Source organism: Dickeya sp. ws52 (genome assembly GCF_007210685.1).
GTDB lineage: Bacteria > Pseudomonadota > Gammaproteobacteria > Enterobacterales > Enterobacteriaceae > Dickeya > Dickeya chrysanthemi.
The window spans coordinates 11981-33585 of record NZ_SZVX01000025.1; the positions used below are offsets into that span (position 1 = coordinate 11981).

Sequence of the window (21605 nt, forward strand, 5' to 3'; positions counted from 1 at the left end):
CCACACAAGGATTACCTTATGTCTCTCCGCTTAAGACAAACATTTACTCTTTTCCCAGGCGTACGCCTCAACATCGGTAAGCGTGGAATAAGCGCGAGCATTGGTGTGCCGGGTGCAACAGTCAATATTGGACAAAAAGGAATTAGAGCAACAGTAGGGTTACCTGGTTCTGGTTTATCGTACACAACACCTAACTTGTCCTACGAAGATAAGCTCCCAGTTACCAGTTCACTAAATCCGTCCTCTACAGAGTCTCATTTCGAGATACCTAAGGTAGTGCCAAATAACATTCCATCAAACGCCAAAATTTACATGCCCCAATCTGGCATGAATGAAATTTCCAGCGCTTCTGTTGAAGTTCTGACAAGCACGTCCCTTTTACCTTTACGAGATTTGATTGCCAAAGCACGAGAACAAAGAGCAGAGATAAAAGCTGATTTACAAGAAGCAATTGCAGAAGAATCAAAACAAAAGAGCGAATTGGTTCGACGTAAATCAAGCCTGTTCCGTTGGTTTTACAAGCGCCGTATTGCGGAACTTGAGACAGAACTTCCCAAAACCCAGTCAGAAATATCTCGCCTCGTATCCTGGGAAGACAACACTAAAATTGCGATCACTTTCGAAAGCAGTGATGCCTCGCAGCGAGCCTATGCCGCAATGGTTCGTGCATTCGACGTATTGAAGTCAAGCGTCAAAAAATGGGATATTACTGCGGATAAGGCTACAGACCAATTTGCCGAAAGAACGTTAGCCACGCGGTCTGTTAATCGTCACCCTGTTACCTTCGATTTCAGTTCAACTGATCTCATTCAGTTTACAGGACGAGCGATGCGGTTTGAAAATGTTAATGGTGACGATATTTTGCTTTACCCTGGTGTTGCTGTGATACCACGTGCCGATGGTGCATTCGCTCTGATTGACTTACGCGAATTACAAATTAGTGCAGAACATCGAGGATTCCATGAGGAGGATGGCGTACCGAATGATGCCAGTGTAGCTGGGCATACATGGGCTAAAACGAACAAGAATGGTTCACCAGACCGCCGATTTAAAGAGAACTATCAAATCCCTATCTGTATTTATGGGAATATTACTTTTCAGTCTCAAACTGGAGTTACTGAAGAATACATGGTATCGAATGCCGATGCCGCACAAGCCTTTTCAGAAGCAGTCAAACGTTACCAGAACTCGCTCACTGAATTCGAGGAGTTGGTATAGAGTCTTTAATATCCGCTTCGGCACGAAGCAGTCGCTCAGGGTGCAAGCATGTCCGTTAAGAGCGAAGAACGGACATTTACTTTTCATACCTGTTTAGCTCCACACTCTTTTAAGTGTTTCGATTGTCCGTACATCAGTGATGTACTCTTCCGGCGTGTTTGAGAGGCGCATTCCAGATCCGAATAGCGCCTCACTCACCGTAAAAAACTCTTTTTCCTAAGGTGTCCTTGGTGGTTCGCCAATGCTTTTTAACAGGGAGTTGTATTGATGCGGATCTGCCGCATAAATCTTGTCCAATACGTAGTTTGCTACCTTGGAAATTTCTGGAATCTCCACAGGTTTGAATCCGCGATCAGGGATTGATTCGAGATGTGAAAACTCGTTGTTAAGTCTATTCACAAGAGCTATCGCAGTCGGATCCTCTTCGCCAAAGAATTTCTTGATCCGTTCAAAGGCATCGTTCTTGTCATCATGGTGCGGAAACTTAAAGAACAGAAATGCCTCAAGGAACTTGCGGAGGTTGTTACCGAATCCATAGAATGGTTCATGAGATTCATTCGCTCCACCTTGATTGCGGCACTTGTAGATCTGATGAAACAGGTAGTTGAATTCAGTGATGTAGTCTCGCAGATATGAAGGCATCAGGGAAATCTGACTTGCCCCTCCATTTCTCTCAACGATGAAATGTTGGCATCCACCGTGATTCTTCTCATTAGGAAGTGATATTTTCTTAAGATACTTCAAGAAATCCAGGTTGTGGGTGGATATAAAAAGCTGCTTGTAGCGATAGCTGTTTGTTCCATCTGCATTCTTGATGGGTTTCGCAATCAGGCTTTCAATCAAGCTGAACATGAAGAAGATGTGATTTCCGTCTAGGCTGGAAATTGGGTCATCTATATAAATGATCAGATCCTTACCTTTGCTGTCTGGTTCTTCCAGCTTGGCTATGAAGTAGCAGAAAGCAATCAGGCTGCATTCGCCTTCGCTCAAGTTGTAGGCAGATTTGCCATCTCTGGTGACTTCAAACTTAACCGAAGTATTCTCAACATTGTCTTTGGCTTCAAGCGTGATGCCGTCATGACCAAAGAAGTGGCTGAGCAAGTCATTCACTCGCTCCGCGCCCTTGCGTTCATCCTTCTGCTGGCCCTGTAGTCGGGTCACTTCGGTTTCTTGTTTAAGAATTTCGGCTTCAGCTTCGGTAAATGCAGTGTTGGCTGTGTCAGCATCTGTCTTGAGACTAGCAATACGGGCTAATTCAGTGTCGTAGGTGATGTCTACGATAAAAGACGCCACATCGGTAAGCCGTAGAGATTCTCGTGCAGTGTTTTTATCGTTCTCCAGCGAAGTTGTGCGGCCATTGTTTTTGGCGATCAGATCATTTATGTCGCCCACGCATTGCTTAATTGCAGTCGGATCATGAATATAGACAGGTATGGCAACCTGCTGAAAAATGGCGTTCTTTCTCTTACCCAATGCCGCCTTCAGAGCTTTGAGGTCCTGCATGTAGCTTTTCAGGTGATCATCAAGTGCTATCTTGCTGGTTTCAAATAATATTTTTTCTTCTGCGTAGAACTTATCGCCAGTCAAAGTCAAGAAGTTAGGAATGGCTTGGATTTCGGTGGCGATGGAGGACAGGCATGAATCGATACTCGACTCCAGAGCCGAGGATTCCTTACTGAAGTGAGAGTCTAATACCTGCCAGATGTCATGAGGAAGACTCTGACGGCAGAATGCGCAAGTGTCCCGCTTATCTTTATGAAGCGGTATGCCTTCCTTCACCCACATCTGAAGAGCCGTCTCATTTAACAGCTCCTGAATTGGCTGGGTTGGCTTAATCAATCTTGAAAGGAGTTCTTCAGCTACCTTGCTTATCGATTCGATGTTGAGGTTTATTGATACGGTATCGGTAATATCAGGTAGGGCCTCTTGCTTCAAGAGATTGACCTTGGCAGCTTGTTCTTCGGTTGTCAGAGCTATGAAGCTAGGTTCTTTGACTGATCTAATGTCTTTTTTGATGCCTTCTATGTTGTAGACAGCAGGGCCGTAGATGCGGTTCTGTTTAATCTTATTGTTGGCATGAGAACGAAGTTTGCCCTCCAGAGCTTCAGACGCAGTCTTATGATTGTCTTTCGTTCGATCTCGCTCTTTCTTTTTTGCTTCAAGTTCATGCCGGAGGCCCGCCTTCGATTCAACACTGCCTAGCCTAGTTTGGATTGCGGTAATGGCATCTTCGATTTCTTTGTTCTTTTCACCAACGATAGCAAACGTCTTGATCTCGCCGTCGTTCTGATTGACCAAGAAGCTTAGGTTATCGCTCACAAAATCCCGGTTGTAGACTCGAACATCGTAGCCATGACCAGAAATGCCTACCTGTGTCACATCACCTTTGTCACCACGAATAGTGAAATTTGGGTCGACGTAGTTGTGTGGAATGCGCCCCGTTTCCAAAGCGCGGAAAATCCGCGAGAGTGTAGTCTTACCAGAGTAGTTTCGTCCGTAGAGGATGTTGAGCCTCTTGAAATTCTGGACGTTGTTGCCTGCATCCTTAAGGCTATTTTTCCAACTGAGGTCCGTAAAACTACCGAAACTACCGATGTCAACCTGACTAAACATGAACACTCCCCTAGCGCTGGCTATTGGTTGCCAATTTGCAATTGAAACAGATTGTTCATCTAGTCTACTCTGAGGTTAAAGAACGTATGTGACCGGCTCCCCATAAGCTAATATATCTCAATGTTATCAATGTCCGCTCCTGGCACAAAGCAGCCTGTCAGATTAAGTATGACCCTAAGCCAAAAACCTGCCAACTCAAACCCAATCCAATAAAATCCATCACTAAAAATAATTACCCCCACTATACATTTTCTCTCTTATTCCCCGTTTGATTTTCTCATTTCCCACCCGAATGAACTATTGCACGCTAACCCTGCCACCTTCCCCTGGCGAGCGTGATGGACGTGTAGTCGTCCGGGGCCGGTATTGCTCTTTAACAATATGGGTCGGGCTGTCACGTAACCACAATTCAGGGTGCCGCTGAATGTTCTCGCTGACCCGTTGAAACCGGAATGCAGAATCGGGATGTGACCTCTCTATTTAACTCGTCACTCTTGTTGATTAAAGGAAATACCATGCGGAAACCTACCTATCACGTATTTGTCACGCAGGAAAGCCCGCCCGATTCACGCGGAGAAAAAAACACATTCTGGACCAAGGTCGGCGTGGCCTTCGCCCATCACGGTAAACCTGGCTTGAACATCGTCCTGACACCCGGCCTTGCGGTCTCCGGTAAGCTGGTGCTTCTCGAACCCCGGGACGACAGTGACACACCACCAGCGGAGCCCGGCACGATGAACGCCCAACCGTAACGCACCTTTCCCCCGCCATCGGGCTACCTGATGGCAATCTGTAACCCGAATAACGTCACCGAGGCAACCATGCTTTCCCCGACAGCCTTTCTGGCGGCGGCGATGCAATGTGCCGCCAGCATTCACCCGTCCACCGCGTTGGATGTGGCGAAGGTGGAATCCGGCTTTAATCCTTACGCCATCGCTGAGATTGTACCAAAGCAAGAGAGGCCCCCCGGCAGCGCAGGGGTCATTTCTCATCAGCCCACCAGCGATGAAACGGCCGTCAATATCATCAACCGGATAGAGGCCAAAGGCCGCCGCTATTCGGTCGGGCTGATGCAAATCACCAGCTCTAATTTCCGGCATTACGGCGTGACAGCCCGGGCGTTGTTAGACCCGTGTACCAATCTGTCTGTTTTTGAGCGCATCCTTACCGACTGCTATCAACGCGGCGGCACGCTGCAACGCGCACTCAGTTGCTACTACGCCGGTAATTTCACTGCCGGTCAGCAGCCCGAATCCGCCTTTAGCCAGACCAGCTATCTCCAGCGTATTGGCTATGCCGTCCCGTCAACGCGGGAAGACCGCACGCGTAGTCGCGCCAGCCAGGCCACGTCAGCGATGCATTATCCGGCCACCGTGCTGCGCGGTGAGCTTGCCGACACCACTACCCCGGTTTCGACCACCCTGCGCTACCCCAACGCCGTCCTTCGCGGCGATGTATCCCCCCAGTGAACCATGAGGAGAGATGACGATGCAAAAACGTAAATACTTACCGGCCTTTTTTCCCGCCTTCATTTCCACCCAAACGCTGGCGGCAGGCAGCGGATTTACCAAAGCCAACGACACGCTGAGCAACACCTCCACCGGCCTGCTGGGGCTGGCCGCCGTCACCATCACACTGGCCACCATGTGGGTGGGTTACAAGGTGCTGTTTGACGGTAAAAGCCTGCATGACATGCGCAACGTCATTATTGGGGCGATCCTGATCGTCGGTGCATCCGGCTTTGGCGCGTACTGGGCATCCTAGGGGAAAACCGATGACCACCCTGAATAAAGCGCTCACCCGGCCCGCCGCCATTATGGGCATTCCCCTCGTCCCGTTCGTTCTCGTCAGCGGGGCCATCGTCCTGCTGTCGGTCTATGTCAGCTATTACCTGGCGCTATTACTGATCCCGGCCTGGCTGGAAATGCGGGCGAAGGCCCGAGCCGATATCCATTATTTCGGGCTGTGGTGGCTGGCGTTTAAAACCCGTGGCCGGTTTGCCACCAATCGCTATTTTGGCACGACGGCGATACTGGCAAACCAGTATGACGCCGTCGATATTTCGGAGTTTACCGACAAGATGAAATTAAACGCGCGCATCACGCTGGATAAATACATCCCTTACTCTTCCCACCTTCACCCGCACGTCATCAGAAACCGCCACGGTGATTTCATCGCCTCCTGGGAGCTGGGCGGCACCCTGTTTGAATGTGAGGATGAACATCACCTGACGCTGATGACAAGCCATCTCAACAACCTGATCCGTTCCTATGAAGGGCTGCCGGTCACGTTCTATATTCACCGCATCCGGGAGACCTATCAGGATGCATTCGACGCGACCTCGGGCATTCCGTTTTCAGACGAAGTCGCGGCGCGCTATTACCGGGCACTCAACGCGAAGCCGCTCTGGCGGCATCGGCTGTTTATCACCGTCTGTTATGCGCCCTTCTCCGCACTGGAGAAAAAGGCCATGAAGACACAGCCCGCCGGAAAAAGGCAGGCGGCGCTGGATCAGGCGCTGAGGGTCATGCTGGAGCACCATGTCGCACTCGGCAGCGCACTGTCACGCTATATGGCGACCCCTTTGGGAACCTATGAGGAGAAAGGACGGGTCTACTCCTCGCAACTGGCGTTCTACCATCGCCTGATCACCGGCCAATGGCAGCCGGTGGCGGTGACACGTTCACCGTTTTACCTCACGCTCAGTACACCGGATGTGTTTTTTACCACCGATACCGCCGAATGCCAGACCGTCGGCGGCTCCCGTTTCTTCCGCAGTCTGGAAATTAAGGACTATTCGCCGGAGACCGCGACCGGCCTGCTGGATGCGCTGTTGTATGCCGAAAGCGAGTACGTACTGACGCAGTCGTTCACCTGCATGGCGCGGGATGAAGCGCAACACCATATCCGGCTGGCGGAAAAACGGCTGAATGCAACCGACGATGATGCCCTGTCACAGCGTGAAGAGCTGGTTGTCTTGCGCGACCTGCTCCAGTCCGGGCATGTTTCCTGCGGCAAATACCATTTTTCCCTGCTAGTGTCCTCGGCCAGTGCCGATCAGGTGGTCAGGGAGACCCACACGCTGGCCCAGCCGTTTACCGACCTCGGTATCATGACATCGCTGTCCACGCTGTCGTTACCTGCTGCCTATCTGGCTCAACTGCCCGGCATGTATACCTTTCGCCCCCGGTTGGTGGTCGTCAGCAGCCAGAATTACGCGGATCTGGGCAGCCTGCATAACTTTCACCCTCACAAGCGCAGCGGCAATCCGTGGGGAGAGGCCATCGCCATTCTGACATCGCCCGGCGGCGGCGGTTATTACCTGAACCTGCACGACAGCCAGGTCGGGCGGGATGACTTCAACGAGAAAACGCCGGGGAATACCGCCATCATCGGCAAAACCGGCTCAGGGAAGACCCTGCTGATGACGATGATGCAACACCTGATGCAGAAGTACCGCCACCCGGCGACATTTTCCGCTGCGGCCCCCGGTAAACGGCTGACTACCGTTTACTTTGATAAAGACCGCGCCGCCGAGATGTCGATCCGCCAGATGGGCGGGCGTTACTTTCGCATCCGCACCGGTACGCCTGCCGGGTTCAATCCGTTTTCACTTGCGCCAACCCGACGTAACCTCAGCTTTATCAAGCAATTGGTCCGCATGTTGTGCCGTCGCAACGGCAAACCGCTCGACCCACGCGATGAAGCGCGCATCAGCGCCGCCGTGGATACCCTGATGCTGGACTACCCGCCGGAACTCCGCCGATATGGTATTACGCGGCTGCTGGAGGTGTTGCCCGAGCCGCCGACCCACGAGGCCAGAACCAACGGGCTGCGCATCCGTCTGAAACAGTGGGCGCAGGGCGGCGAATTCGGCTGGATTTTCGATAACGCGGAGGACAGTTTTAACATCGGTGAGAGCGATAACATCGGCATCGATGGAACAGAATTTCTGGATGACGACGACATCCGCGGCCCGATCACCTTTTACCTGCTGTTCCGCGTCACCAGCCTGCTCGACGGTCGCCGGTTGGTGATGTTCATGGATGAATTCTGGAAATGGCTGGCGGATGTCGAGTTTTCTAAATTCTCCCTCAATATGCTCAAGGTGATCCGCAAACTGAACGGCATTTTTATCCCCGCCACCCAGTCCCCCGATGAAATTGTCAGGCATCCCATCGCCCCGGCGATTATTGAGCAGTGCAGCACGCAAATCTTTCTCGCCAATCCCAAAGCCAGCCGGGCGGATTACGTGGAGAAAATGAACGTCCCCGACAGCGTGTATGACACCGTCCGTCGTCTGGACCCAGGCGAGCATTATATGGTCATCGTGAAAACACCGCTGCGCGCCGGTGAAACCCGGCCCTTTGTCGCCCTGGCAAGAATGGATTTATCGGGCCTCGGCAGCCTCACCAAAATCCTGAGCGGAAGCGCAGACAACCTGAAACGGTTTGATGCGCTTTATCAGGAAGGGATGTCCCCTCAGGACTGGAAAGCGGCCTTCCTCGAACAGGCCATCTGATATTTCACTTCGGAGGTCAATCATCATGCAGACCCGCTCTCTCTTTCTGGCGCTCTTGCTATGTCTGTCCGCACCGGCGATAAGCGCCGGTATCCCGGTGTTTGATGCCGTCAGCAATACCGAGTCGACTAATCAATGGATGCAGAAACTCAAACAATGGCAGGAAACCGTTACCCACTATAAAGAAGAGCTGGATGCCTATAAGCAGCAATTGGCGACGGCAACCGGGATACGAGATATTCAGGGGTTTCTCCGCGAGGCAAAAAGCCTGAAAGACGATATCGACGCGCTTCGCAAGAACGGTATTTCACTGGATGACCTGCTGACCAATCCAGACGGTTCCTATTCTTCCGCGCTTCAGGGGTTATATAAAAAATACCAATCGTTTGATAGCTGTAACCCGTCCCGCGCATCCCTGCGTTATCAGGACAGTTGCAAACAGCTGTTACTCAATCAGGTACTGGCGATTGAGAATACCCGCGAGGTTCAGGACAGGATGACGGGCACGTTAAACGACATCGCAGACCTGTCTGATCGCATCGCCAATGCCAAAGACTCGAAAGAGTCACAGGACCTGGCGAATGCCGTCGCGGCCAAAAGCGTGCAACTGAACGCCCTGACCAGCCAGTGGGAGATGTCTGTCCGGCAGACGGAGCTGCGGGCAACACTGCTGGAGCAGCAAAAGCAGAAAGCCTTTGAGCAACAGCAATTAACTGCCCCCGTTGCCGATCTGAACAATATATAGGGAGGTTAGCATGTTAAAACCCGTATCAATCTTATGTGTCATTTCAGCCATTATTACGCTATCCGGCTGTAAAGAGACAAGATCCGAAGCCTGGTACAAGGAGCATCCTGATGAAACCTATCAAGTCTATACGCAATGCCTCAAGGATGGCGAGGCGAGTGATAATTGCGAATTTGCCCACCGGGCGGCATTGATGTTTGCCCAGACAGGAAAACCAGGTATCAAGGAAAAATTCGAGACATTGTTCCAGCAGGAAGCCCAAAAGAGAAAAGCCGTCACAGAGTAATATCCCCGCCCACGAAAACAGGGGTGACTCCCTGTTTTCTTATTTTCTGTCTGTTCCTGTTTCAAGAGAGGCACCATGTCCGGTGGTATTTTCGTTGGTATGGACAAAAACATCATGGATGGACTCAACACCGTGTTAGACGGTCAGTCGTCTACATACGGCACCATGATCAGCGTTATTATCGTCAATTCCTTCACGTTATTTATTCTGTATCGCGGTTATCAGACGCTTGGCGGCAAACTCCAGACGCCCGTTGAAGATGTTGTCTGGGATGTGGGCCGTATGCTGCTGATTACTACTTTCGTGTTAAACCTCGATGGCTGGCTGGATATCAGTATTGCAGCTATTGAAGGAATTAAAGATGGTATTAGCGGTAATGATAATATCTGGGCGCTACTTGATACCGTGTGGGAAAAGGCACAGACGCTGGGACAAATGTTGTTTAACCTGGATACGTCTACCTACGTCAAACTGAATGGCGGATTGGCCGAAGTATTGGTCTGGGGCGGTGTCATCGTTCTTTTACTGGCCGCGACGTTTGTAAACCTGCTAGCCGAAATCACCATACTGTTAATGACAACAACCTCCCCAATATTTATTTTCTGCCTGCTCTACGGTTTCCTCAAACCGATGTTTGATAACTGGTTGAAAACTATTTTTACGGCGATATTGACGATAATGTTTTCCGCCTTATCTATCCGAATCGTCATCAACTACCTGAATAAAATACTGGATGCCGCAACAACAACATCCGCTGAAAGCAACATGGTGACATTAGCAGCACAATGTTTGCTGGCCGGAATTGCATCAGGTGCCGTAGTCTGGTTTTCCGCAAAGATAGCCAACGCACTGAGCGGTGTCGCCGTTCAGGCCACCTTGCAGGGGGCCACCATGAGCGGCTTACGCGGGCTGGCGAACACGTCGTCTGAGGCGGCAAAACCGGCGATAAAAACCGGCGCGGTGACGGCCCGGCTGGCCGCCAAAGGCAGCCATGCCGCTGGGACACTCATCGCCACGGGCACCGGCAACGCTATCTCCGCATGGCAAAAGCGCGCCGCCGCCATTGAGAGTATGAAGCGCCTTAACCAACAGCGTCCTCGCTAATTTCTTTATCACTCCCCAACTCGCCACAGGGTGCCGAGGCAATCGCCGTCGGTACGGCATGTCTGTATCCGTTAACAAGGGCTTTCCATGAAATCCAGCATTGTCTTTCTGATGCTGTGCATCCTCACGGGCTGCGCAGGGCATCAACACGACCTCCCGCCGGTATCCGGCGATCCTCAACCGGTCAATTCCCCCGCGATTATTCAGGAGCTGACAACACATGTCTGAAACAGAAAACCTCATTGCGTCATCCCGCGCCTTTGAAGCGGTTCTGCTGGAAAAGGATGAACGGGAAAAAAAGCGCGCGTGGCGCATGGCGGCAACCGGGTTTGCGCTGGCGGCGCTGACGATAACCGCGCTGATTATTCTGCTGCCGCTGAAAACCACCGACATCGAATTATGGTCGGTGGATAAACAGACCGGGCGCTATGAATATATGACCCGTCTCAGGGAGAAGGATATCGCTACCGAAGCCGCGCTGGCCCATGCGCTATCCGCCCAGTACGTCCGGCTGCGCGAAGGCTATAACTATTTTGCACTTCAGCGCGATTATGACGACGTGCAGCTCTTCAACAGCGACAGCGTGAACCGGGATTACCTCGACGAGTTTAACGGCAATCAGGCCCCTGACGTCATTTTCAATAAAGCGGAATACGTCGTGTCTGTCGAGATTATTTCCAACATTCACGCCCCCGCCACCGCCCCTGATCACCTGGCAACCTTGAGAGTTAAACGCATAATCCGCCGCATCGCGGATAACACGGTCAAAACGGATATCTGGAACATCCGCCTGACTTATCGCTACCTCCCCCGCAAACAACTGACGGACAGCCAGCGAGAAGTGAACCCATTGGGGTTCATCGTCACCAGCTACCAGCGCGATAAAGAACTGAGGGGGGAATGATGCTGAAAAACACCGTACTGATAGGGCTGATGCTGGCGTCGTGCGCCGTCTGGGGGGCCGCGATACCACGCGGTAGCGCGTATGACAGCCGCATCCAGCATGTCACCTATGACAGCCAGAATGCCACCGTCGTCAACACCCGCCCCGGCTACCTCACCACGCTCCTGTTCGATGACGATGAAGCGGTGCTCGACGCCCAGACCGGTTTTCCCAAAGGCTGGCGAGTGACCAAAAGCGATAACCGGGTGGACGTCAGCCCCAACCCTGTCGCCCAGCCGGTAACGGAGGACAACGGCAATAATGTCAACAAGGTGTTTCTGCCGACCGCCAAAGAGTGGAAAACCAACCTGTTGGTGGTGACATCCAAACGCGATTACAGTCTGGAGCTTAACGTGCTGGATAACGACTCGCCCTCGCAGGCCTTCATTATCCGTTTTCACTATCCCGATGAGGCGCGCAGGCAATCAGCGGCCGCCGATGCCGCCCACCTGCAACGCCTGCGTGAGGCACAGGAAAAGCAACAGATTGCGGCCGCCTTCGAGCAGGCCACCACACCGCGAAACTGGCGCTATATCAAGCGGGTCGCGGCGGGCTCGGCGGCGATTGCACCGGATTTTGCCTACGATGATGGCCGCTTTATCACCCTTGGCTTTTCAGCCACCAAAATCCTGCCGTCACTGTTTCGGGTCGTTAACCAGCAGGAACAAACCGTCACGCCCCTAATCACCAAACGCGGGAACTACACCGTGATGGTCGTGCGGGCCATGTCGCCGCATCTGGTGTTGCGCTATGGCCGCGCGGTGGTCGGCATTGAGAATACCGCATTCGGCAACGTCGCCGTCACCGGCGGTGACACCGTTTCGCCCGCCGTCACGCTGGAGGCCAAATGACAGACCACCCCATCCCGGATACAGCGGAAAAAACCGTGGCCGAACGGGAAGCCGAAGCCCGTGAACGCGCCAGAGCCGCGAGAGAAAGCCAGATACCGGCGCACAACACGCCGCCCGGTCAGCCAGACGTCACCCGCTTTAAAAAACCCGCCAGTCGCCGAACGCTGCTGGTCAGCCTGCTCAGTCTGGCGGTGCTGATGCTGCTGGCATGGAGTGGGGATCGCTTTTTTGGCGCAGTCAAACACAGCGATGACAAGGCGACGGAGACCCAGCCGCAGCCGCCGACCGGCGCAATACCACCAGCGCGTAAAAACCTCGGTATGGACCGTCATCCGTTCGGTCTGTTCGAGCAAAACAGACCGGAAACCACAACGGATCATCGCCAGACGCAGGCCGCCCCGCCACCGCCAGCACCGCCCGCGTTAAACAAAGCCGCCGCCCTGGCCGACGGGTTAAGTCAGGCGTCAGATACCGCATCGGCTTCCCGTGCCACCGCCTCCGACACTGACGGCAAGCCGGGCCCGCAAAAACCCGCTATCGCGTCTGACCCGGAGATAAAAGACGCCACTCCCGGCGTGGCAACCGTCACCCACGTCCGGCGGCTCGGTCTCGATCCCGATCTCTACCTGCCGGTTGATAGCGACATTCCCTGCTCGATGATGCAGCGCTTTGTTTCCGATGTCGGCGGGCGGATTTCCTGCCTTATCAGCGAGGATGTCTACAGCGCCAGTCATCATGTGAAGCTGCTCCCGGCAGGCACCATTGCCAGAGGCGTTTACCGCACCGGCGCACTGCAACAGGGCCGGAGCCGGATGTTTGTCATCTGGACGGCGTTGCGCACACCGGAGCCCGGCAGCCTGCAAATCTCGCTGACCGATACCGAGGCCACCGGCCCGTTGGGAGAAGCCGGGATTAGCGGCAGGATCGATACCCATTTCTGGGAGCGGTTCGGCAACGCGTTAATGCTGAGTACGGTACAGGACGTCGCCGCTACGGCGGCGAATACAGCGCCGGGGAAAGACCGTAATACCGACTACACCGAGAATACGCGTGCTGCCGCCTCGGAGATGGCAAAAACGGCACTGGAAAACAGCATCAATATCCCGCCCACGATGTACCTCAATCAGGGGGAGGTGATCGGTATCATGACCGGCACGGATATCGATTTCTCTTCCGTTTATCAACTGCATCTGAAAAAGAGGTGGTATGAACGCTGAAAACCTGTCGCTGGATTTTATGAAAAACCAGTTATTTGGTGAGTTTCTGCCACTGGCAGGCCTGACGGAAATCGCCATTAACCGCCCTGGTGAGATCCACACCAAAACAAATGGTCGATGGCAGAGGCATGAATCGCCGGTCACGTTGCGTCAGTGCAATGCCTTTGCCAACGCGCTGGCCTCATGGCATGACGATAATATTGATGACACGTCGCCGATTCTGTCCGCCACGCTGGAGTCCGGCGAACGCATTCAGGCCATTATTCCCCCGGCCTGCGAGCGGAATACCGTGTCCATTACGCTGCGCAAGCCGTCATATACGCAGAAAACACATCAGTCGTGGATTGAGGCGGGCTTTTATCACCGCGTAACCGGTCAGGAGCAGGCTGAAAGCAAGGACGAGGAGCTGACCCGCTATTACACTCGCGGAGACATTCCCCGCTTTATTGAAAAAGCCGTCGAGTACGGCAAAACGCTCTTTATTGTGGGGGAAACCGGCTCGGGTAAAACCACCTATATGAAGACATTGCTGCACTATATTCCATCGCATCTCAGGCTGACGACAATTGAAGACAACCCTGAAATCCGGTTTTACCACCACACCAATTATGTGCATCTGTTTTACCCGGCAGAGGCCACCGACGAGGCGATTATCACCCCCGGCAGGCTGATACGGGCGAATTATCGAATGAACCCGGACAGAATTCTGCTGGCGGAAATTCGCGGGCGGGAAGCGTGGGATGCGCTGAAAATTATCGGCTCCGGACATGAAGGGCTGATTACCTCCCTGCACGCGGGCAGCCCGGAAGAGTGTATTGAGGGACTCATCGACCGCTGCTATGAAAACCCGGACTGCCACAATATCCCGTTCGATGTGCTGTTACGCAAGGTGCTAAAAAGCATTGATGTGATCGTCAGTATTGATATTCATGGCGACGTCCGCCGGATGAGCGATATTTATTTTAAACCGGTACACCTTCATCACATGAAGGAAATATTCAGATAGACGAACCATTCCCCCCGGCCACCCAGTAAAGGTATTCGATATGAAAACCGCCATACTCACCGCCTTTCTTCTCGGCATGAATGTATTATTTCCCGCCGCCGTAATGGCTGCTGATGCCTGTGAAGTGGTTTTATGTCTGTACGGTAGAACCACCGGAAACAGCGGTGGAAATACCTGTCAGTCGGCTGAACGCACCTTCTTTGCTATTGTGAAAAAGAACCGGCACGGCTTTCTCCCCGGCCAGACTGCCGATGCCAGACAATCCTTTTTAAACGAATGTGATTCGGCTGACCCGGCCGCGATCAGCCAGATTATCGGTAAATATGGCCGCGTTCGTGGCTAATAATGACGAACCGGGCGCAAAGGCGTGACGGTTTTCAGGTTTTTACGGCCCGGTATTGCTTCGCGTATTAAGGCGCGAAGCAATACCGGGCCGTAAAAATGAGGCAGCGGACAGAAATATTTTCGCGGGTTAAGGAGCGAAAATATTTCAGGCACCGCGCCTCACCGGCAAACAGCCGCGCCCACGCGGATTTTGCCGGCCGGGGGGAGCCGCAAAAAATTTGCCGCCCCAGCGAGCAAATAGGCGCACCCACGCGCCGGTTTTTGTGGGGGGCGTGCCCCGCACACCGTCGCGGCTAAGTCTCCGGCCCAAAGCCGGTAGCGTGGCGCGACCACCCACTTTGAAGGCGTTTTCCCATTTTTTCGCTTGGCCGGAACGGACAACAGAAAAAATAGGCGAAAAACGGCGTCTCAAAGGGGGTGGTCGCGCGTAGCGGGCGACGGTGTGCCTCCTTTGACGTTGGGGGTAATGGCGCGGCGTCCAGCCACGACATTACCCCTATGTGACAGGGAATAAGGGCGTCCAGCCCGCATGTACTGGCGCACGCCGTTTAGTGCAGGGAAGCATGCTTTCCGACACATGGCCGCACAGCGGCCACCTTCTTAGCCCCAGACGTTCGCCCCGCCTTTTCGCCCAACACCGTGGGGCGAATTGATGGGGCGATGCGTTGGGGCGAGTCGCTGACAAAGGAGGCATCATGATTTTAAATAAGCTTGCCGTTTCACTGTCGCCGATAGTGAATGGTGCGCTGGCCTTTATTGATGTTATGCAACAGCATCAATTGATGATGGCGCTATTATCGGGCCTGACCCTGCCGTTTTTTGCTTCAATGAAAAGCGATGAACGGCAGAAAGCCTCGCTATGGAAAAAGCTGATTATTATTTTTTCACTGCTGTGTTTTCTGTTTGGCATAATTAGCCCCTTACTTACTAGCATTTTTCAGTGGCTTTATAACGATCGAATACTTACCCGCACTCCCATTCTGGACTGGTCAATATTAATTATATTTACCGTGGCAGGGTTTATTTTCCATATTGCTCTGCGCCGGGTATTAACGCCTGAACTGGATAAAATAAAAAAACGGCTCATCAAAAAGACCAGTCTTGAACGAGAATTACGCACCGATGTACGCACGGTGAAATCGCTGCTGCCGGAAACGCTGCATTATAACCCGCTGGATTATATCAACCTAAATAAGGGTGTTTTTATCGGGATAGACCGTGATGAAAAACCGATGTATCTCCCGTTAAAAGACTGGCAAAAACAACATGCGGATATTATCGGCACCACCGGTGCCGGTAAAGGTGTAGCAACCGGTATATTGCTTTACCAAAGTATCCTGGCGGGTGAAGGTGTATTTATTATGGACCCAAAGGATGATGAATGGGCGACACATATTTATCGCAAGGCCTGCGAGGATGCAGGAAAACCCTTTGCCTTAATTGACCTGCGAAAACCGCAATACCAATTAAATCTGATTGAAAATATTACGCCTGACGAATTGGAGGAATTGTTTGTTGCGGGATTCAGCTTGGCGGAAAAAGGTCAGGAATCCGATTTTTATCGTATCGACGACCGAAAAGCGGCACGTATGGCGGCACAATTTGTCAGCAGTCATCCCTCTTCGACTATCCGCGATATTTATAACGGCGAATATGTTCAAGGTATCGCGGAGGATATCAAAGCCTTTTTCGGCAAGATTGAAGAGCTGGCATTGCTCAATCCCATCAACGCGCCAACAGGATTTTCACTCCAATCGGTTTTTGATGAAGGTGGCTGCTGCTATATCATCGGCTCAATGCGCAATAGCAAGATTATCACCGCCCAGCGAATGCTGCTGGTACGACTTTACCAATTAGCAGAAAGGCGCGACCGGGTAAAAGAAACGCCCCGCCCAATAGCCATCTTTCTCGACGAACTGAAATACCACTTATCAAAACCAGCACTGGAGGGGTTAGGCGCAGCACGGGATAAAGGCGTACATATCATCATGGCCCATCAGTCCATTGCCGATTTAAAAGACTGCCCGGCGGATTTAAAAGGCGATGCAGTTGTCGGTGCAGTCGTTGAAAACGCTAAATTCAAGCTGGTATACCGCGTTATGGACCCGGATACAGCGGAATGGGTAGCGAGAATGTCTGGCACCATCTTAGTGGATGATGAAATCCGCAAAGCCAAAACTGATGCCGTACTGACGGAAACCATCGACGGTGAACGTACTATCAGACAGGCCGAGCGTTTCTTTATCGACAGCAATATGATCCTGAACCTGCCCGATTTTGTCAGCTTTATCTTTACGACGAGAACGCTTCCCTCTGCCTCACTGATTTCCCCCATCAAGGTACAAAAACACGAGCTGGAGATCTATTCCGTTTCTCCGGATATTGCCGCGTCGGCAGCACCGGCAAAAATCGCGCTGGACTTCGACGAGGAAGGAGCGACATCCGCTTCAACGACCAATGTCGCGGCAACCCGGCCCGATCTTTTCTTTGAAGGGGAAAGTAAATTAGCAAAACCAAGATCTGATGATGACGAAACACCGTCCTTGCTCAATTTTTAGGAGGCATAATGCTTATCGCCACGCATAGCGAGCGCACCGCCCGCAACAGCGAAAAGATAAAAAGGCTGCTGAATTTCATGAAGGAAGAAACCTACAGCGACTTTAAAACGCTAATGCTGCTGTTTAGTTTCAGGGATCACAAATCGCTGTATACGCTGCTGACAAAAACTGAACGAATGGGGTTAATACAAAAGCATGTGTTTGAATCACGGACGATGAAAATGTCATTGTGGGGCATAACCAGCGACGGACTGGCTATCGTTTTAACGCCGGACGATGACATTTTCCCCGCACGCTTTGAACCGTCAAAAATCACTGGCTGGACGCTGGAGCACCACCTTGATAATCAGGTTGCTAGGCTCATCCTGGAGAAAAAAGGCGCATCCGGATGGGTAAACGGCGATCGCTCAACGTTCCTCAGCCAGTATCAGGTCAAACACCGTCCAGATGGACTCATCACACTCCCTGACGGACAGGTCATCGCAGTAGAAACCGAGCGCCGCCTGAAGACCAAAGCCCGCTATCAGTCAATCATCGCCAGCCATTTGCTGGCCCGGACACAAAAGCACTGGATTTACGTCTTTTATATCGTACCGGACCTACAGAAAAAACGGGCGCTTGAACTGCTGTTTGGCAGTGTCAAGCACGTCATCGTTAATCATCAACCTATCCTTCTGGAAGCACGTCACCGCAATGTTTTTCGCATTTATACTCTCGACGAGCTGCGACAACTGGAGCCGAGGCAATATTCATAAGCTGGATCTGGCGTTGCCAAATCTCATGGTCGGCTAAGGACGAGGAGCGGACATTACGACTGTAATTAAGATGCCTGAAAACACTAATAGTAAAGTGTCGATCCTTAAGGGCAGTTATCATCACTCAAACCGCTGTTCACCTTCACGATCTTCCTGCCGTTCCTGGGTTCTTTGACGCTCAGTCATAAGCATTAACTTCTCGTGTATTTTTTTCACAGTTTGAAATGCCGTATCGATCGTGTTCAATGAGTTCACTGAAAGCGTCAGCCCGTGACTGCCATATGTTTGCAAGGTTGCCACTCCAGCTTGTGGGACTCGTTAACTCTGCAAAAGACTCAAGTACCAAGGAACGTTCAGGTGCCGCCTCCAGTAATTTGACAGCATTCATTTAATGGCTAATCATGTTGAAAACACACGGAATGTGTGAAATATTTGAGACTGGTGTGCAGGCAGAATTTTGAATTGTGTTTCGCAATTCTTGATTTCAAGGGCTCAAGCTCTCGCTGCTATGATTCTCATAGCAGGATTTGCTGGGAATACTGTAAAAGTGCGTAAGAGTGCCTGCACACCGCTATTCAAGGAGCAGTGATGACTACCCGCCTAGAAAAATTAAAAGCATGTAATTCCAAACCAGATTTCGCACGACTTTTAGGAATTGACCCGGTTTTTATGACCCGAGTCATATATATAAGAAATACTGACAATCTATATTCACAGTTCGCTATTAAAAAAAAGAATGGTTCTGATAGAATCATATCAGCCCCAGACTCTGAGCTCAAAGAAATACAAAGCAAGCTTTCCGATTTACTACAAGACTGTTTAAATAACCTCCGAGAAAATTTAAAAGAAGAAAATCATTTCTCTCATGGATTTGAGCGCAACCGCAGCATTATTACAAATGCAGAAAAGCATAAGTCAAAGAAGTGGGTTCTTAATATAGATCTTTGTAATTTCTTTGATGAATTTAATTTTGGAAGGGTTAGGGGTTACTTTCTAAAAAACAATAACTTTTCTCTCAACACAGAGCTTTCCACATTAGTAGCCAAAATCGCATGTCATCAGGATAAGTTACCCCAAGGTAGCCCCTGCTCTCCCGTAATAACAAACTTAATCCTAGTTTCTTTAGACAGGCGGCTAAGTAATTTATGTAATAGCGTTGGCTGTACATACACACGATATGCTGATGATATAACAATCTCAACTAATAAAAAAGAGTTTCCTAAGGAGATTATCAAAGACCAAGATGGGGAATCCATTACCTTAAATAACAAATTCCTTAAGGAAATAACATCTTCAGGCTTCAAAATCAATCATAACAAATTAAGACTTCTCGACAAAAAAATCCGCCAAGAGGTTACGGGATTAACTGTCAATCGGTTTGTAAATGTAGATAGGAAATATGCAAAAACAGTTCGCGCAATGGCACATAGTCTATTTAACAAAGGGGAGTACACATTAATAGACAAAAAAACACGCAAAGAAAGAGCTGGCACTATCAATGAGTTAGGTGGCATGCTGAGCTTCATTGATTTTGTAGATAAATACAACAACAGATTACCGCACGCGATCAAATCCTCACATAACAAGCGTGAAAAATTATATTCGAATTTTCTTTATTATTCTGCTTTTTGGGCAAATACAAAGCCAACAATCTTGACTGAGGGGAAAACAGACATTACGTACCTGAGGGTAGCTTTGGATGCGTTATCAGAAAACCATCCCAATCTAATTGGGAATAAAAAACTGGGCAATAAAACAGTACGAGATTATGGGATTAAATTCTTCAAAAATACATCTAAAACAAAATATCTTTTAAACTTAGATGGAGGAGCTCCACATCTCAAAGACTTCATTGTTGGCTTTGAAAAAAAGACAGATGCGTTTAAAGTAATCTCCAATCAAAAGCCTGTGATTGTTATTTTAGACAATGATTCAGGCAGCGCTGGTGCTAATGGAATATTCCAAACTTTAATTGGAAAATCTTTCCCTAACATTACTCTTACAAGAGATGAGCTAAGAAATCAGAAGTGGACGTGGGTTACAAAAAACTTATATATAATTTTCACCCCTCTTAATGGTTTAAATGATAGTTCTATGGAAGATCTTTTCCACAGTTCAGTATTACAAACAACTCTTGGTGGTAAAGTATTTAACCGAACTAATGCTAAATGCAAGGATAATGAATACGGCAAAGAATTTTTTGCTACGGGTGTTGTGTTAAAAAAGCGTAAAACAATCGACTTTTCAAATTTTAATTACATTTTTGAATCGATTTCAGAAATAATTGAACATAATAATTCCAGGGAAAAATAGTCGAAGTTAATATTAGGTAGGATTCATTATAATGCTAATTATAACAATTAGTCGTTTCTAATTGAAGCAACTGTAACTTTGAGTGCAAACACTCAAGAAACCTCTTGGCGGCGATGGTGGGGGACAACTTTTGACGACTCACTCCCTTCACCAACTTACAGACCTGTTCTCGATTGATTAACACATATGATTTCAGCAATATCCGCTCTTGGCACAGAGCGGACAGAGGGTAAAATCACCAAGTACCTTGAACAGCGCCGTCTGATGCTGCAATGGTGGGCTAATTTTCTGGATGCTAACAGCAGCGGTCTGGTTAGGCTGTTTGACAGTATCAGAACAGTGGCAAGAAACGAAACGGTATTCCGGTTCCGTTTAACGACAGATGTTTCTGTTCCGCACTATCGACGAACTGGAATAGGCTCCCGTCAGCCACGATTAAAGGCAATGCTTGTTTAACAGAATAGAAATAAACGTCAGAACCCGTCGATGAGGAAGTCTATTGCAGCCTTTATCTGAGAACGATACTGCGAAGCATCACAAAACACCGCACCCAGGGCCTGGACAGGGATACTTGCCAGCTCGTGGGTCATTACGGCGTATTCTTTGCCGTCCGTCAGCATGACGACGGGGACAAGGCGATCCGGTCGGCGGCCTGCCGGATACTTTTCAATTGGGAGCAATGGGATCACTATCCGACGATTCAATTGTCCAATAATATCGCTCGTGACATCGAGCAACAGCGGGTAAACGACGCTTTTCCCAGTATTACTGTATACACTGAATTGCATGGCTAAAACGTCCTGTATTCATCACTGAAACAGCCGTTTTCATCATGAAAACGATTTAATGCGTCGATAGCCTCCCTGTTTTCTTCCTGCCATATTTTCGCTTCATGACGGCGAAGCTCCGCATCCAGTGCGGTTGACAGAGTAGCACTCAGGTTAATACCCGCTTCACGCGCTCTTACCAGTAAGGCACGCTCCACCGTCATGGTCACGCTCTGCGTGTTGCGTTGTTTCGCGGTCATGGTTTCTCTCCTGCATGAAACACGTGCGCATTACACGGCACAATACACTTATCATAACACCAAAAACAGGCCCGGCTACCGTTGCAGTCCTGCAAACTTCAC

General features: G+C 50.5%; 20 protein-coding genes and 1 pseudogene. 18 read left to right on the forward strand and 3 right to left on the reverse strand.

Annotated elements, in window-relative coordinates; translation table 11 throughout:
• Positions 1 to 18 precede the first annotated feature (18 nt).
• A complete protein-coding gene (locus FDP13_RS19295; RefSeq protein ID WP_143840178.1) occupies positions 19 to 1218 on the forward strand; it encodes a DUF4236 domain-containing protein in 1200 nt (399 codons plus the stop codon).
• Positions 1219 to 1434: 216 nt separating this feature from the next.
• On the opposite strand, the gene FDP13_RS19300 is transcribed toward FDP13_RS19295, so the two are convergent.
• On the reverse strand, positions 1435 to 3831 hold the full coding sequence (locus FDP13_RS19300) for an AAA family ATPase (RefSeq protein WP_234424443.1): 2397 nt from the start codon (positions 3829 to 3831) through the stop codon (positions 1435 to 1437).
• A gap of 515 nt (positions 3832 to 4346) precedes the next feature.
• Between FDP13_RS19300 and FDP13_RS19305 the strand changes: the two genes are divergently transcribed.
• The 17 genes and pseudogenes from FDP13_RS19305 to FDP13_RS21850 form a co-directional block, all read left to right on the forward strand.
• The gene (locus FDP13_RS19305) at positions 4347 to 4583 is read left to right on the forward strand and encodes a hypothetical protein (protein WP_143840180.1); all 237 of its coding nucleotides are present in this window, start codon (positions 4347 to 4349) and stop codon (positions 4581 to 4583) included.
• A gap of 69 nt (positions 4584 to 4652) precedes the next feature.
• Positions 4653 to 5300 carry a lytic transglycosylase domain-containing protein gene (locus FDP13_RS19310; RefSeq protein WP_143840204.1) on the forward strand — a complete coding sequence of 216 codons (648 nt, stop codon included), beginning with the start codon at positions 4653 to 4655 and terminating at the stop codon, positions 5298 to 5300.
• A gap of 13 nt (positions 5301 to 5313) precedes the next feature.
• Positions 5314 to 5595 (forward strand): TrbC/VirB2 family protein, encoded by a 282-nt coding sequence (locus FDP13_RS19315; protein WP_019844813.1) that lies wholly within the window; start codon positions 5314 to 5316, stop codon positions 5593 to 5595.
• 10 nt (positions 5596 to 5605) lie between these two features.
• A complete protein-coding gene (locus FDP13_RS19320; protein ID WP_143840181.1) occupies positions 5606 to 8353 on the forward strand; it encodes a VirB3 family type IV secretion system protein in 2748 nt (915 codons plus the stop codon).
• Between the two features lie 25 nt (positions 8354 to 8378).
• Complete coding sequence (locus FDP13_RS19325; RefSeq protein ID WP_143840182.1) at positions 8379 to 9098, forward strand: type IV secretion system protein; 720 nt, start codon at positions 8379 to 8381, stop codon at positions 9096 to 9098.
• A gap of 10 nt (positions 9099 to 9108) precedes the next feature.
• Positions 9109 to 9384, forward strand: a complete 276-nt coding sequence (locus FDP13_RS19330; protein ID WP_038900923.1) for an EexN family lipoprotein — start codon at positions 9109 to 9111, stop codon at positions 9382 to 9384.
• Positions 9385 to 9459: 75 nt separating this feature from the next.
• Positions 9460 to 10488, forward strand: a complete 1029-nt coding sequence (locus tag FDP13_RS19335; protein WP_143840183.1) for a type IV secretion system protein — start codon at positions 9460 to 9462, stop codon at positions 10486 to 10488.
• 87 nt (positions 10489 to 10575) lie between these two features.
• Positions 10576 to 10716, forward strand: coding sequence for a hypothetical protein (locus FDP13_RS21705; protein WP_012769216.1), 141 nt, complete (start codon positions 10576 to 10578; stop codon positions 10714 to 10716).
• Positions 10709 to 11392 carry a virB8 family protein gene (locus tag FDP13_RS19340; protein ID WP_143840184.1) on the forward strand — a complete coding sequence of 228 codons (684 nt, stop codon included), beginning with the start codon at positions 10709 to 10711 and terminating at the stop codon, positions 11390 to 11392. The genes FDP13_RS21705 and FDP13_RS19340 overlap by 8 nt, the downstream gene beginning before the upstream one ends.
• The gene (gene virB9, locus FDP13_RS19345; protein WP_199886359.1) at positions 11389 to 12282 is read left to right on the forward strand and encodes a P-type conjugative transfer protein VirB9; all 894 of its coding nucleotides are present in this window, start codon (positions 11389 to 11391) and stop codon (positions 12280 to 12282) included. Before FDP13_RS19340 ends, virB9 begins: the two co-directional genes overlap by 4 nt.
• Entirely contained in the window at positions 12279 to 13499 is a 1221-nt protein-coding gene (gene virB10 / locus FDP13_RS19350; protein WP_143840185.1) for a VirB10/TraB/TrbI family type IV secretion system protein, read from the forward strand. Before virB9 ends, virB10 begins: the two co-directional genes overlap by 4 nt.
• Positions 13489 to 14505: a P-type DNA transfer ATPase VirB11 gene (virB11, locus tag FDP13_RS19355; RefSeq protein WP_143840186.1), complete on the forward strand. Its 1017-nt coding sequence runs from the start codon at positions 13489 to 13491 to the stop codon at positions 14503 to 14505. Before virB10 ends, virB11 begins: the two co-directional genes overlap by 11 nt.
• A 40-nt stretch (positions 14506 to 14545) precedes the next feature.
• On the forward strand, positions 14546 to 14848 hold the full coding sequence (locus tag FDP13_RS19360; protein WP_143840187.1) for a TrbM/KikA/MpfK family conjugal transfer protein: 303 nt from the start codon (positions 14546 to 14548) through the stop codon (positions 14846 to 14848).
• Between the two features lie 697 nt (positions 14849 to 15545).
• Complete coding sequence (locus tag FDP13_RS19370; RefSeq protein WP_143840189.1) at positions 15546 to 17408, forward strand: type IV secretory system conjugative DNA transfer family protein; 1863 nt, start codon at positions 15546 to 15548, stop codon at positions 17406 to 17408.
• An 8-nt stretch (positions 17409 to 17416) separates the two neighbouring features.
• On the forward strand, positions 17417 to 18163 hold the full coding sequence (mobC, locus tag FDP13_RS19375) for a MobC family replication-relaxation protein (protein ID WP_143840190.1): 747 nt from the start codon (positions 17417 to 17419) through the stop codon (positions 18161 to 18163).
• 588 nt (positions 18164 to 18751) lie between these two features.
• Positions 18752 to 20476, forward strand: a complete 1725-nt coding sequence (locus FDP13_RS19380; protein ID WP_143840191.1) for a retron Ec67 family RNA-directed DNA polymerase/endonuclease — start codon at positions 18752 to 18754, stop codon at positions 20474 to 20476.
• Between the two features lie 240 nt (positions 20477 to 20716).
• Positions 20717 to 20803, forward strand: a pseudogene (locus FDP13_RS21850) (mobilization protein mobC); the annotation flags it as partial.
• A 146-nt stretch (positions 20804 to 20949) separates the two neighbouring features.
• Here the strand turns inward: FDP13_RS21850 and FDP13_RS19390 are convergent.
• Together FDP13_RS19390 and FDP13_RS19395 are read right to left on the reverse strand one after the other, a co-directional pair.
• Entirely contained in the window at positions 20950 to 21264 is a 315-nt protein-coding gene (locus FDP13_RS19390; protein WP_143840192.1) for a CcdB family protein, read from the reverse strand.
• Positions 21265 to 21266: 2 nt separating this feature from the next.
• Complete coding sequence (locus tag FDP13_RS19395; RefSeq protein ID WP_010287128.1) at positions 21267 to 21503, reverse strand: type II toxin-antitoxin system CcdA family antitoxin; 237 nt, start codon at positions 21501 to 21503, stop codon at positions 21267 to 21269.
• Positions 21504 to 21605 lie beyond the last annotated feature (102 nt).